Source organism: Kitasatospora sp. NPDC048365 (assembly GCF_043200835.1).
Classification (GTDB): domain Bacteria; phylum Actinomycetota; class Actinomycetes; order Streptomycetales; family Streptomycetaceae; genus Kitasatospora; species Kitasatospora terrestris.
The window spans coordinates 43,675-56,190 of record NZ_JBICYJ010000012.1 but is presented as its reverse complement, the minus strand read 5'-3'; the positions used below and the strand labels follow the sequence as shown (position 1 = coordinate 56,190).

Here is a 12,516-nt window from a genome sequence, read left to right as displayed (position 1 = left end):
AATAGGTAGCCACTGTGACTCAAATCACACAATGTGCACGCCAGCAAACCGCGCAGTACCTGTGGATACCAGGGCAATCCCTGACACCGGACCACCTTCTGGTCGGCCCGCCGCGAGCCGGACTCAAGCCGTGCTCACTCCTGAGAGTGATGGGACACCCGGGACCAGCGGCCGAGCGGTCCTACGACCAGGGCCCGATACCGGGAGCCCCGGGTGGCGACTACGGTGCGGTACGTGTACAGCTCCCCGCAGCCCTCCTCCGCCGCCGCCTCCGCGACACCCGACGAGTTCCGCGCCGCCCTCGGCCAGCTCGCCTCCGGGGTGTCCCTGGTCACCTGTCACGACCCCGAGGACGGCGAGGACGTCGGGATGACGGCGACCTCGTTCCTCTCGGTGTCGCTGGAGCCGCCGCTGGTGCTGGTCTCGGTCCGCGAGGACTCCCGGATGGACGAGCTGCTCGCCCGCACCGACACCTGGGCCGTCTCCCTGCTCGGCGAGGAGCACCGCCCGCTCGCCTCCCGCTTCGCGATGAAGGGCCGGCTCAGCGACCGCCTGCTGTTCGCCGACACGCCGCACCGCCGCGGCCCGCACACCGGCGCCCCGCTGATCACCGGCGCCCTGGCCACCGTCGAGTGCCGCACCGAGCAGCGGATCCCGGCCGGCGACCACACCCTCGTCCTCGGCCGCGTCCTGGAGGCGCACGTCACCGGCGCCGGCACCGGCCCGCTGCTCTACTTCCGCGGGGCGTACCGGCAGCTGGGGAACTGAGCCCGGGCGCTCAGAAGTCCTTGACCCGTCCCCGGGTCTGCTTCAGGTCCGCGCGCCGGCGCTTGTTGTCCAGCCGCCGCTCGACCATGCCGCGGCTGGGCTTGGTGGCCCGCCGGGCCTTCGGCGGCGGGGCGGTCGCGTCGCCGAGCAGCGACGCCAGCCGGGCCGCCGCGACCTCGCGGTTGCGCCACTGCGAGCGGTGCTCCGAGGCCTTGACCACCAGCACCCGCCCGTCCACCAGCCGCCCCGCGAGCCGCTCCAGGGCACGCTCCTTCCACACCGGGGGCAGCGCCTGGGACGCCGCCAGGTCGTACCGCAGCTCGACCTGGGTGTCCGAGGTGTTGACGTGCTGGCCGCCGGGGCCGGAGGAACGGGAGAAGCGCCAGACGAGCTCGGCGTCAGGGACGACCACCGACCCCCGCACGCGTATGGGCTCAGTCATGCGCCCATCATCCCGCCGACCGGCACCCGGGTCACCCGGTTAACCCGAACCACCCGGTCAACGGGAACCCCCGCGCACCGCGACAATGACCGGTGTGATCGAGCTCGGATACTCCCTCTCCAACCGCTTCCCCGACCCGCCGCAGACGGACTACCGCACCGCGCCGGTCCGCACCCTGCGCCACGACCTGTTCTGCGGGGACGTCTACCTGGACGTGGAGGGCGAGGAGTTGGCCACCCGATGGGCGTGGGTGCCGGTGCTCGACTTCGCCTGGGCACTGTGCGACATCGTCGAGGAACTCGACCTCGACCCCCGGGGCAGCCGCTCGGCGACGGTGCGCACCGCCGACCTGGACTTCACCCAGAACACCGAGCTGCTGCGGTTCGCGCGCCGGTTCGGCCTGGTGGAGGTCTCGGCGACCTGGCTGCCCGACGCGGAGCCGCTGGTGGTGCGTCACGCAGACCTGCGCCGGGAGGCCCGCGACTTCCTCCAGGACGTCCTCGCCGACCTGACCGACCTGCACGAGGGGCTCGCCGACAACCCCCACATCTGGACTGTCCAGGGCCGTTTCCCGAGAATCTGACCAAGAACCCGCCGTACCGGTGGAACCATGGACCCGTCTGCCGGCGTTCTTCCGGCAAAAGCGACGAAGGGACACCACAGACCATGCCAGTGAGCCTCTCCAAGGGTGGCAACGTTTCGCTGACCAAGGAGGCCCCCGGCCTGACCGCGGTCACCGTCGGCCTCGGCTGGGACGTCCGGACCACCACCGGCGCCGAGTTCGACCTGGACGCCAGCGCGATCGTGCTCAACAACGACGGCAAGGTGTACTCCGACCGTCACTTCGTCTTCTTCAACAACACCGCCACGCCGGACAACACCGTCGTCCACACCGGTGACAACCGCACCGGCGAGGGCTCGGGCGACGACGAGCAGATCAACGTCAACCTCGCCGGGCTGCCCGCCGACGTCACCCGGATCACCTTCCCGGTGTCGATCTACGACGCGGTCACCCGCGGCCAGAGCTTCGGCCAGGTCCGCAACGCGTACATCCGCGTGCTGAACGCCGCCGGCGGCGCCGAGATCGCCCGCTACGACCTCTCCGAGGACGCGGCCACCGAGACCGCCATGATCTTCGGCGAGCTCTACCGCAACGGCGAGGAGTGGAAGTTCCGCGCCATCGGCCAGGGCTACGCCTCCGGCCTGGTCGGCATCGCCCAGGACTTCGGCGTCAACGTCTGAACCACCGCCCCGCAACGGGTGATGCCCCGGTCCCCCTCACGGGGGCCGGGGCATCGGCGTACCGACGGCGGGTCAGGAGCCGCTCAGGAGCGGCCCGCCCGCAGCTCCGGGAGCTCCAGCAGCTCGGTCTCGTCGTGCGGGGTCAGGTCGACCACCTCGGGCGCCGCCTGCGGCTCGCTGCGCTGGTGCGCCGGGGCCTGCTCGACCGCCTGGTGCTCGGGGGTGCCGCTGTCGGCCGGCCGCAGGGCGGCCTCGGCCGCGTAGCGCTCGCTGTCGGCCACCGCCTCGTCGCCCACCACGTCCGCCAGGTCGCCCACCGCCGGAGCCGGCGCGGCCGCCCGGAGCGCCGCCCGCGCCGCGCCCGGACGCCCGAAGAAGCTGAAGTTGCCGCCCCGCGGCCGGTGCACCGGCACCGCCGAGGCGGACGCCGGGGACGCCTGCGCGGGCAGCGCGCGCGGCTGCGACGGCACCTGCGGCTGCGCCACGGGCATCGGGGTCACCACGGCGGAGGCGGGCGCCACCGGACGCAGGCCCGGGTGCACCGGCTGCAGGGTGGGCGCGGCGGCCGACTCGGCCGCCTTCGCCGCCTGACCCGTCGGCACCGGCTGCGGCATCTTCGGCCGCAGCTCCAGCTGCGCCCGCTGGTCGCTCTCCCGGCGCGCCTCGGCGACCACCGCCTGGCGCTCCAGGTGCCGCAGCGCGGCCGCCGCCCGGACGTACGCGGCCGGGCTGGCCGGGTGCTTGGGCCGGGCCGCCTCCAGTGCCTTCTGGACCGCCTCGGCCTCCTTCAGCGCCTGCTCCGCCACCATCACGGCGCGCTCGCGCAGCAGCCGGGCGATCTCCGTCTCCGCCTTCGCCAGCCGCGACTTCTCCGCCGTCAGCCGGCGGCCGAAGCGGGTCGCCCGCTCCTCGGCGACCTCGGCCGCGTACTCGGCCTCGGCGAGCTGCTCCTCGAAGCGCTCCTCGGAGCGCAGCCGGCGCACCATCGCCAGCTGCGCGGCCGTCCGCGCGGCCTTGTCGCGCTGGCGCAGCAGGACGCCCAGGCCGACCGCCGCGACCACCGCCGCGACGCCGACCGAACGGGCCACGAGCGGATCCGGACTGGCGACCAGCGCGGCCAGCGCCGCAACGATCAGCACACCGGTGGCGACCGGCGGCAGGGACCGGCCCAGGAGGGAGGAGTGACGGTGGCGTCCGCGAGACATGCCAAGAAACTAGCGTGCGAATTGGTGCCCTGTCAGCCTGGACACTCATTCAGCTCTTGACAGTCCGTCGGGACTACGAGCCGTGACCGGGATCTCACCCGGCGCTCAGCGCGCCGAGGGCGCCGTGCCGCGGGGCCGCCGCGGGTCGTCGTGGTCCTCGGGGAGCTTGCAGATGTGCTGCAGCCACAGGCCGACCGCCATCACCGCCGCGCCCGCCAGCACCGCCAGGCCGGCGGTGATCGCCTGGTCCCGGCGCGCCGACACGTCGAGCTGGCCGAGCAGGACGACGCCGATGCCGCCGTACAGCCCGGTCACCACGGCGGCCACCAGGGCGCTGGCCTGGCCGAGCACCAGGGCCCGCGCGGCGGCCAGCGGGTCGACCCGCTTCGCGCCGGGCTGCCGCTCCCGCATCGCCTTCAGCCGGGCCCGCAGCGAGATCGCCACGGCCAGCAGCACCACCGCGACGGCCGCGAGCACGATCGGCGCGTACACGGGCACGCCGGGCATGGTGCCCAGCGAGTCCCACAGTCTGGCACCGCCCCAGGCCAGCACCCCGGTCACGCCGGTGACGGCCAGCAGCAGACGGAGACGGATCGGCTTCACGCGGACGAGGTCCTTCCCGACGGACACCACGGCTGGGACCAGGCCACCGTACCGGCCCGGCCCCGTCCCCTCTCTCGTACGGCCCTGCCGCCGCCGAAGTTCCCGGGGCAGGGCGGACGGCTACTCGGGCAGGCGCAGCTGGAGGTCGGCGCGCAGCCGCACGCCCTGCCCGTCGGCGCCGCCGAGGCCCTTCAGCAGTTCGGCGACCGGGCCGTGCCCGGGCACCTCGGCGGCCGGGTCGGCGTCCAGCCAGGGCGCGAGCACGAAGGCCCGCTCGTGGGCGCGCGGGTGGGGCAGCAGCAGGTGCGGGTCGTCGCTGAGCACGCCCTCGTAGTCGAGGATGTCGACGTCCAGGGTGCGCGGGCCCCAGCGGACCTCGCGGACCCGGCCGAAGGCGTCCTCGACGGCGTTGGCGCGCTCCAGCAGGTCGACCGGCGGCAGCGCGGTGCGCAGCACGGCGACGGCGTTGAAGTAGCTCGGCTGGTCCGCGGGGCCGCCCACGGCCTCGGTCTCGTACACGGCGGAGACCGCGGTCACCCGGACCCCGGGGGTGTCCGCCAGCGCGTCCACGGCGCCCTGGAGGGTCTCCAGGCGGTTGCCCAGGTTGGAGCCGAGCGCCACGACGGCGTGCCGGGTGGTGTGCAGGGTGGATTCGGCAGTGTCCACCCGGCGCTCCAGGTCGAACGTGGTCGGCGAGGCGGTCGGGTCACTGGTTGCCATGGAATTCCCTCTGCTCGGTGCTGCGCGGCTCGGCCCGGTCGGGTGCGCCGTTCAGGCGCGGCCCCGGTGGATGGTGATGGTGACGTCGTCGAAGGGGACGGTGATCGGGGCGTCCGGCTTGTGCACGGTGACCTCGACCTCCTGCACCGCCTCGTGCTTCAGGCACTGGTCGGCGATCCGCTGGGCGAGGGTCTCGATCAGGTCGACCGGGTCGCCGGCGATGACCGCGGTGACCTCCTCGGCGATGATCCCGTAGTGCGCGGTGCGGCTCAGGTCGTCGCCCTCGGCGGCGGGCCGGGTGTCGAGGAAGAGCACCAGGTCGACCACGAAGGTCTGGCCCTCCAGGCGCTCGCGCTCGAAGACGCCGTGGTGACCTCGGGCCCGCAGGCCCCGCAGGGTGACGCGGTCCAGCAAACGAATCACTGCTCCCAGATGACGTCCCCCGCCCGTCCCCGGGCAGGGTGAACGGCGGGCACCGTCGCCCGCCGTCCCCCGAATCTACCCGCGGCCGCGGACATCACCGGACCGCCTCCCCGGCCGCGCCCGTGCCCGGGGGCGCCGATTCGGCACTTGACGCCGCGCGCCGGCCGGCTCCCGGGGGCCGGGTTCAGTCCTCGTCGTCCTCGTCGTCGTCACCGCTGGTCAGCACCGGCGATCCGTGGTGCGACCAGAGCTTCCACCCCTGCGGAGTACGCCGGAAGAGGTTGCTGGAGACCACCTTCCCGCCGACCAGCGGGCCGAGTTCGCCCTCCTCCTCGGGCTCGCCGCCGGAGAGGATGTTCTCGGTGCAGGTGACCAGGGCCACATCGCCGAACAGCTCGACCTCGACGTCGGTCAGGAAGAACTGGATGTACTCGGTGTTCGCCATGATCAGCATGTACGACCGGGTCACCTGGGCCCGGCCGCGCAGGACCGGCCAGCCGGGGTGGACGCAGACCACCCCGCTCTTGTCGTCGGCGTACTCCGGGCCGAGCCAGATCGACTCGACGGCCTCCGGGTCGCCGTTCTCCAGGGCCTCGTAGAAGGCCTGGTTGGCCGCGAGGACCGCCTCGCGGTCGGCCTCGGTGCCGGCCGCGCGGTCGTTGCCGCTGACTGCCTCTGCCACGCCTACCCCCTCTGTGCCGCCCGCTGCCAGGCCGCGACCACCCGAACGGCGTCCGCCGTGCCGGCGACGTCGTGCACCCGGACGGCCCAGGCGCCGGCCTGGGCCGAGAGCACCGAGACGGCCGCCGTGGCGTCGTCGCGCTGCCGGGCCGGGCGCGGCTCCCCGGTTTCCGGGTTGGCGAGCAGCGTACCCAGGAAGCGCTTGCGCGAAGCGGCCACCAGGACCGGCCGGCCGAGCGCGGTGAGCGCGGAGAGCCGGCCGAGCACCGCCCAGTTGTGCTCCGAGGTCTTGGCGAAGCCCAAGCCCGGGTCGAGGATCAGCTGCTGCTCCTTGACCCCGGCGGCCAGCAGCGCGTTCATCCGGTCGGTGAGTTCGCCGACCACGTCGGCGACCACGTCCTCGCCGTAGACCGCGAGGCGCTCCATGTCGGCGGACTGGCCGCGCCAGTGCATCACCACGAACGGCACGCCGGTGGCGGCGACCACCCCGGCCATCGCCGGGTCGGCGAGGCCGCCGGAGACGTCGTTGACCAGCCGGGCGCCGGCCGCGACGGCCTGCTCGGCGACGGCCGCCCGCATGGTGTCCACCGAGACCACCACGCCGGCCGCGGCGAGCTCCCGGACCACCGGGATCACCCGGCGCAGCTCCTCCTGCTCGGTGACCCGCTGGGCGCCGGGCCGGGTGGACTCGCCGCCGACGTCGACCAGGTCGGCTCCCCGGGCGGTCAGGTCCAGGCCGTGCGCGACGGCCTTCGCCGGGTCCAGCCACAGCCCGCCGTCCGAGAAGGAGTCGGGCGTGACGTTGACCACACCCATCACGGCGCAGCGGTCGAGGTCGGGCAGGCCGGGGAGGGAAGAGCTCATGCGCCCATTATCGGACGCGCCGCCGGGGCCTACGCGGCCTGGTCGAGCAGCGCGGTCTCCGGCATCAGGCCCTGCCGCTGGCGCTTGCGGCCGAACCGCGGCATGCCGAGGGTGATGAACGCCTCGGCCTGCATCGCGGCGAAGCCGATCCGCGGCAGGTCCCGGGTGGCGGGGTAGACCAGGAAGCGCGGCTCCCACTCGGGCTGGAACTTGGCGTTGAACTTGTACAGCGACTCGATCTGGAACCAGCGCGAGAGGAAGACCAGCAGCCCGCGCCAGGCGCGCAGCACCGGACCGGCGCCGATCCGCTCGCCGCGGGCGAGCGCGGAGCGGAACATCGCGAAGTTCAGCGAGACCCGGCGGATGCCGAGCGCGCCGACCTGCTGGAGGGCGGCGACGATCAGCAGCTCGTTCAGGCCGGGGTCGGCCTCCCGGTCGCGGCGCATCAGCTCCAGCGAGATGCCGTCCGGGCCCCACGGGACGAAGTGCAGCACCGCGCGCAGGTCGTCGGTCTGCGCCGAGTCCTCCTCGGGCGCCTTGTGCGCGGTGACCACCACGCAGGCGTCGTCGCCGGGGTCGCCGAAGCGGCCGAGCGCCATCGAGAAGCCGCGCTCGGTGTCGGTGCCGCGCCAGCGGGCGGCGGCGTCGGCGATCTGCCGCTTCTCCTCCAGCGTCAGGTCGCCGACCCGGCGGACCTGGCAGGAGTAGCCGTTGCGCTCGATCCGCTTCACCATCTGGCGGACGTTGCGCATGGCCCGGCCGGAGAGCGAGAAGGTCGCGGTGTCGACGATCGCCTCGTCGCCGAGCTCCAGGGCGTCCAGCCCGGCCTCCCGGGTCCACACCTCGCCGCCGACCTCGCTGCAGCCCATCACGGCCGGCACCCAGGCGTGCTCGCGGGCGGTCGCCATGAACACCTTGATCGCGCCGGGCCAGGCCTCGACGTCGCCGACCGGGTCGCCGGAGGCGAGCATCACGCCGGAGACCACCCGGTAGGAGATCGCGGCCTTGCCGGACGGCGAGAACAGCACGCTCTTGTCGCGGCGCAGCGCGAAGTAGCCCAGCGAGTCGCGGGCACCGTGCCGGACCAGCAGGTCGCGGACCCGGACCTCGTCCTCGGGGGTGAGCTCCGGCTCCGGCTTCTCCGGACGCAGCGCCAGGTAGGCGGTGGTGAAGGCGGTGACCAGGCCGAGCGCGCCGAGGGTGTACGCGACCAGGTCGGAGACCCGGTCGGAGGTGTAGTCGATCGGGCCCTCGAAGCCGAAGAGGCCGTAGCCGACGTGCTCCAGCCGGGTGAAGAAGGACGGGTCGCCGACCTCCGACTTCCAGCGGACGCTGACGATCACCATGCCGAGGACCACCGACACCGCGGCCAGCACCAGGAAGTTGGCCACCGCGCGCCAGCGGGTGCGCGGGTCGGCCTTGGCGTAGAACTCGCGGCGGTGCACCAGCATCACGGCGAGCAGGCCGAGCGAGATCGCCGCCTGCCCGAACTGGTGCCAGCGCACCAGGTGCAGCAGCGCGCCGACCGGCAGCAGCACGCAGACCGCGCGCCAGGCGCGGACCTTGCGGCGGCGCAGCGCGTGCGCCAGCAGCACCAGCAGCATGCCGACCATCAGGGTGCCGGCGGCGGCCAGCGTGGTGACGCCGCCGGGCAGGTGGCCGGCCCAGGTGTGCATCTTGGTGAAGCGCAGCTTCGGGAAGACGGCACAGCCGATGTCGATCAGGCCGATCAGCAGGCAGGCGTACCCGACCGCGGTCGGCAGCCAGGCGCGGGGCACGGCCGCCGCCTGGGTGCGCAGCGTCTGCAGCCCCCGGCGGCGGGGCTGCGGGGGGATCGGCTCAGCGGACACGGGAAGGCTCACGAAGGGTCAGCCTAAAGGCTTCCTGGGAGTTCCCTGACACCGCCGGCGGGGCGCCGTGATGGACCTTCATGACTCTTCCCCCGTTTGGTAATCCGCACGTCAAGTGGGCGTCCACGAACGACAGATGCGGCGCCCACCTGGTGGACGCCGCATTCTAGGCCCTCGGTTGCACGCCCGGAAGCCCTTACCTGCCGATGATGAGAGACATGGCCTCGGCCCTGGTCGCGGGGTCGCGGAGCTGGCCGCGGACCGCCGAGGTGAGGGTCTTGGCGCCGGGCTTGCGGATGCCGCGCATCGACATGCACATGTGCTCGCACTCGATGACCACGATCGCGCCGCGCGGCTCCAGGATCCGCATCAGCGAGTCGGCGACCTGGCTGGTCAGCCGCTCCTGCACCTGCGGCCGGCGGGCGTAGACGTCGACCAGCCGGGCCAGCTTGGACAGGCCGGTGATCTTGCCGCTGGTGGACGGGATGTACCCGACGTGGGCGACGCCCTGGAACGGCACCAGGTGGTGCTCGCAGGTGGAGAACACCTCGATGTCCTTGACCAGCACCATCTCGTCGTGGCCGAGGTCGAAGGTGGTGGTGAGGACGTCCTCCGGCTCCTGCCAGAGCCCGGCGAATATCTCCTTGTACGCCCGCGCCACCCGGGCCGGGGTCTCCAGCAGACCCTCGCGGTCCGGGTCCTCGCCGACCGCGATCAGCAGCTCGCGGACGGCGTTCTCGGCACGCTTCTGGTCGAAGTGCCCGATCGGCGATTCGCCGTCGAGAGTCACCGGGTCGATCATGCGTGCCTCGCTCTGTACAGGTCGGGACGGATGGGGAACAGCACGGATGCCGCGCCTCCAGGGTACAAACCCGGGAAACGCGGCATCCATTCCGATCCGAGGATCAGCTCTCCGGGGTGGACTCCGGCGGGAGCTTCACGACGTCGACCGGGGTGGTCTCCACCGGAGCGGCGGCGCCGTTGGTCAGCGCCAGCTCCTTCGGGGACTGCACCGGCGGCCGGGTGGACGGGGTCCGGCGGGCCGAACCGGTCCAGGCCGGACGGGCCGGACGCTTGATCACCGGGGCGAAGACCTCGGCGATCTGCTCCTTGTTCAGCGTCTCCTTCTCCAGCAGCTCCAGGACGAGGTTGTCGAGCACGTCGCGGTTCTCGACCAGGATCTCCCAGGCCTCGTTGTGCGCGGTCTCGATGAGGCTCTTGACCTCCTCGTCCACCAGCCCGGCGATCTCTTCCGAGTAGTCGCGCTGGTGGGACATCTCGCGGCCGAGGAACGGCTCGGAGTCGCTGGAGCCGAACTTGATCGCGCCGAGGCGCTCGCTCATGCCGTACTGGGTGACCATGGCCCGCGCCGTGGCGGTGGCCTTCTCGATGTCGTTCGAGGCGCCGGTGGTCGGGTCGTGGAAGACCAGCTCCTCCGCCGCCCGGCCGCCCAGCATGTAGGCGAGCTGGTCGAGCATCTCGTTACGGGTGGTCGAGTACTTGTCCTCGTCCGGCAGCACCATCGTGTAGCCCAGGGCGCGGCCGCGGGACAGGATGGTGATCTTGTGCACCGGGTCGGAGTAGTTGCAGGCCGCCGCGACCAGGGCGTGTCCGCCCTCGTGGTACGCGGTGATCTTCTTCTCCTTGTCGGACATGATCCGCGAGCGCTTCTGCGGGCCGGCCACCACACGGTCGATGGCCTCGTCCAGCATCAGGTTGTCGATCAGCTTCTTGTCCGAGCGGGCGGTCAGCAGCGCGGCCTCGTTGAGCACGTTCGAGAGGTCGGCGCCGGTGAAGCCGGGGGTGCGCTTGGCGACAGCCGACAGGTCGACGTCGGGCGCGATCGGCTTGCCCTTCTGGTGCACCTTGAGGATGTCCAGGCGGCCCTGCAGGTCCGGGCGGTCGACGGCGATCTGCCGGTCGAAGCGGCCGGGGCGCAGCAGCGCCGGGTCCAGGATGTCCGGGCGGTTGGTGGCGGCGATCAGGATCACGCCGCCCTTGACGTCGAAGCCGTCCATCTCGACCAGCAGCTGGTTGAGGGTCTGCTCGCGCTCGTCGTGGCCGCCGCCGAGACCCGCACCGCGGTGCCGGCCGACGGCGTCGATCTCGTCGACGAAGATGATCGCCGGGGCGTTGGCCTTGGCCTGCTCGAACAGGTCGCGCACCCGGGAGGCACCGACACCGACGAACATCTCGACGAAGTCGGAGCCGGAGATGGAGTAGAACGGCACGCCGGCCTCGCCCGCGACGGCGCGGGCCAGCAGGGTCTTGCCGGTGCCGGGCGGGCCGTACAGCAGCACGCCCTTGGGGATCTTGGCGCCGACCGCCTGGAACTTCGACGGCTCCTGCAGGAACTCCTTGATCTCGTGGAGCTCCTCCACCGCCTCGTCCGCACCGGCCACGTCGGCGAAGGTGGTCTTCGGGGTGTCCTTGGTGAGCAGCTTGGCCTTGGACTTGCCGAACTGCATGACCCGCGAGCCGCCACCCTGCATCTGGTTCATCAGGAACAGGAAGACCAGCACGATGATCACGATCGGCAGCATCGACAGCAGCAGGCTGACGAAGGTCGACTGCTTCTCGGGGCTGACGGTGTAGTTGTCCGGCAGGTTGCCGTTCTTCTGGGCGGCCTGCAGCTTGTCGGCCAGGGCCGACGCCTGGATGTCCGAGACGTAGGACGCCTGGAACTTGGTGCCGGAGGGCACCTTGCCGGAGCTGTTGGCGGACAGCTTCTGTCCGTCCTTCAGCTGGATCTTGATCAGGTTCGAATCACCGGTGGTGATCTGCGCCGACTTCACCTGGTTGCCGTCGATCGCCGCGACGACCTGACCGGTGTCAGCCGTCTTGTAGCCGCTGGTGTCGGAGACGACCTGCATCAACACAACGACGGCGACGGCGGCGAGCACGATCCACATGATCGGCGCACGGAAGTATCGCTTGACGTCCATCCATGCGGGGCGTCGCCGCCCCGTCCCTCCTGCCACTCAACGGCGCTGTATGGCTGTGGGCCTCGGCGCATCGGGTTCCGCTCGTCACAAGAGCGGTTAATGGGACCGTACCGCAGTACCACCCCTCGGCGGCGTGAGCACAACGGCACGGCGTATTTTCCTACCTCGGCTCAACGGGCGGGAACAGTGCGCTGTTCCCGCCCGTCACCCGAAGGGTGCGGCGTTCGGCTCAGCCGCCGTAGACGTGCGGCGCCAGGGTGCCGATGAACGGCAGGTTCCGCAGCTTCTCCGCGTAGTCGAGGCCGTAGCCGACCACGAACTCGTTGGGGATGTCGAAGCCCACGTACTCGACGTCGATCTCCACCTTGGCGGCGTCCGGCTTGCGCAGCAGGGTGCACACCTTGAGCGAGGCCGGGCCGCGCGAGCCGAGGTTGCCGAGCAGCCAGGACAGGGTCAGACCGGAGTCGATGATGTCCTCGACGATCAGCACGTCCTTGCCGGCGATGTCGGTGTCCAGGTCCTTGAGGATGCGCACCACGCCCGAGGACTTGGTGCCCATGCCGTAGCTGGAGACCGCCATCCAGTCCATGGTCACCTGGGTGTGCAGCGCACGGGCCAGGTCGGCCATGACCATCACGGCGCCCTTGAGCACACCGACGAGCAGCAGGTCCCGCCCGGCGTAGTCGGCGTCGATCCGCGCGGCCAGCTCCGCCAGCTTGGCGTCGATCTCGTCCTTGCTGATGAGCACCTTCGCGAGGTCTGCGCCCATGTCG

14 protein-coding genes are annotated in these 12,516 nt (G+C 72.0%); 3 read left to right on the top strand and 11 right to left on the bottom strand.

Annotation, left to right across the window (positions count from 1 at the left end; all coding sequences use genetic code 11):
* The first annotated feature begins 213 nt into the window (after window positions 1-213).
* Window positions 214-768 carry a flavin reductase family protein gene (locus ACGFX4_RS14745; RefSeq protein WP_393073281.1) on the top strand — a complete coding sequence of 185 codons (555 nt, stop codon included), beginning with the start codon at window positions 214-216 and terminating at the stop codon, window positions 766-768.
* Window positions 769-778: 10 nt separating this feature from the next.
* Here the strand turns inward: ACGFX4_RS14745 and arfB are convergent, their stop codons facing one another.
* Complete coding sequence (gene arfB / locus ACGFX4_RS14740; protein ID WP_393073279.1) at window positions 779-1,210, bottom strand: alternative ribosome rescue aminoacyl-tRNA hydrolase ArfB; 432 nt, start codon at window positions 1,208-1,210, stop codon at window positions 779-781.
* A 94-nt stretch (window positions 1,211-1,304) separates the two neighbouring features.
* Between arfB and ACGFX4_RS14735 the strand changes: the two genes are divergently transcribed.
* Together ACGFX4_RS14735 and ACGFX4_RS14730 are read left to right on the top strand one after the other, a co-directional pair.
* Window positions 1,305-1,793, top strand: a complete 489-nt coding sequence (locus ACGFX4_RS14735; protein WP_393073277.1) for a hypothetical protein — start codon at window positions 1,305-1,307, stop codon at window positions 1,791-1,793.
* Between the two features lie 83 nt (window positions 1,794-1,876).
* Complete coding sequence (locus ACGFX4_RS14730; protein WP_393073275.1) at window positions 1,877-2,452, top strand: TerD family protein; 576 nt, start codon at window positions 1,877-1,879, stop codon at window positions 2,450-2,452.
* A gap of 83 nt (window positions 2,453-2,535) precedes the next feature.
* Here ACGFX4_RS14730 and ACGFX4_RS14725 read toward each other — a convergent pair whose 3' ends face one another.
* The 10 genes from ACGFX4_RS14725 to hpt form a co-directional block, all read right to left on the bottom strand.
* Window positions 2,536-3,657: a hypothetical protein gene (locus tag ACGFX4_RS14725; RefSeq protein WP_393073273.1), complete on the bottom strand. Its 1,122-nt coding sequence runs from the start codon at window positions 3,655-3,657 to the stop codon at window positions 2,536-2,538.
* A 105-nt stretch (window positions 3,658-3,762) separates the two neighbouring features.
* Window positions 3,763-4,260 (bottom strand): DUF3180 domain-containing protein, encoded by a 498-nt coding sequence (locus ACGFX4_RS14720; RefSeq protein ID WP_393073271.1) that lies wholly within the window; start codon window positions 4,258-4,260, stop codon window positions 3,763-3,765.
* A 120-nt stretch (window positions 4,261-4,380) separates the two neighbouring features.
* Window positions 4,381-4,980 (bottom strand): 2-amino-4-hydroxy-6-hydroxymethyldihydropteridine diphosphokinase, encoded by a 600-nt coding sequence (gene folK / locus ACGFX4_RS14715; protein WP_393073269.1) that lies wholly within the window; start codon window positions 4,978-4,980, stop codon window positions 4,381-4,383.
* Window positions 4,981-5,031: 51 nt separating this feature from the next.
* Window positions 5,032-5,391, bottom strand: coding sequence for a dihydroneopterin aldolase (folB, locus tag ACGFX4_RS14710; RefSeq protein WP_393073585.1), 360 nt, complete (start codon window positions 5,389-5,391; stop codon window positions 5,032-5,034).
* A gap of 196 nt (window positions 5,392-5,587) precedes the next feature.
* Window positions 5,588-6,085, bottom strand: a complete 498-nt coding sequence (locus ACGFX4_RS14705; protein WP_393073267.1) for a nuclear transport factor 2 family protein — start codon at window positions 6,083-6,085, stop codon at window positions 5,588-5,590.
* Between the two features lie 2 nt (window positions 6,086-6,087).
* Window positions 6,088-6,948: a dihydropteroate synthase gene (gene folP / locus ACGFX4_RS14700; RefSeq protein WP_393073265.1), complete on the bottom strand. Its 861-nt coding sequence runs from the start codon at window positions 6,946-6,948 to the stop codon at window positions 6,088-6,090.
* A 29-nt stretch (window positions 6,949-6,977) separates the two neighbouring features.
* Window positions 6,978-8,756, bottom strand: coding sequence for a phosphatidylglycerol lysyltransferase domain-containing protein (locus ACGFX4_RS14695; protein ID WP_393073582.1), 1,779 nt, complete (start codon window positions 8,754-8,756; stop codon window positions 6,978-6,980).
* A gap of 238 nt (window positions 8,757-8,994) precedes the next feature.
* Window positions 8,995-9,600 (bottom strand): GTP cyclohydrolase I FolE, encoded by a 606-nt coding sequence (gene folE / locus ACGFX4_RS14690; protein ID WP_393073263.1) that lies wholly within the window; start codon window positions 9,598-9,600, stop codon window positions 8,995-8,997.
* Between the two features lie 103 nt (window positions 9,601-9,703).
* The gene (gene ftsH / locus ACGFX4_RS14685) at window positions 9,704-11,743 is read right to left on the bottom strand and encodes an ATP-dependent zinc metalloprotease FtsH (RefSeq protein WP_393073261.1); all 2,040 of its coding nucleotides are present in this window, start codon (window positions 11,741-11,743) and stop codon (window positions 9,704-9,706) included.
* A 229-nt stretch (window positions 11,744-11,972) separates the two neighbouring features.
* Entirely contained in the window at window positions 11,973-12,512 is a 540-nt protein-coding gene (hpt, locus tag ACGFX4_RS14680) for a hypoxanthine phosphoribosyltransferase (protein WP_345701930.1), read from the bottom strand.
* Window positions 12,513-12,516 lie beyond the last annotated feature (4 nt).

Excerpts from the sequence above, each read along its gene's own strand:
- arfB (WP_393073279.1), bottom strand. The coding sequence starts at position 1,210 with ATGACTGAGCCCATACGCGTGCGGGGGTCGGTGGTCGTCCCTGACGCC.
- ACGFX4_RS14730 (WP_393073275.1), top strand. The coding sequence starts at position 1,877 with ATGCCAGTGAGCCTCTCCAAGGGTGGCAACGTTTCGCTGACCAAGGAG.
- ACGFX4_RS14725 (WP_393073273.1), bottom strand. The coding sequence starts at position 3,657 with ATGTCTCGCGGACGCCACCGTCACTCCTCCCTCCTGGGCCGGTCCCTG.
- folK (WP_393073269.1), bottom strand. The coding sequence starts at position 4,980 with ATGGCAACCAGTGACCCGACCGCCTCGCCGACCACGTTCGACCTGGAG.
- folP (WP_393073265.1), bottom strand. The coding sequence starts at position 6,948 with ATGAGCTCTTCCCTCCCCGGCCTGCCCGACCTCGACCGCTGCGCCGTG.
- folE (WP_393073263.1), bottom strand. The coding sequence starts at position 9,600 with ATGATCGACCCGGTGACTCTCGACGGCGAATCGCCGATCGGGCACTTC.
- ftsH (WP_393073261.1), bottom strand. The coding sequence starts at position 11,743 with ATGGACGTCAAGCGATACTTCCGTGCGCCGATCATGTGGATCGTGCTC.
- hpt (WP_345701930.1), bottom strand. The coding sequence starts at position 12,512 with ATGGGCGCAGACCTCGCGAAGGTGCTCATCAGCAAGGACGAGATCGAC.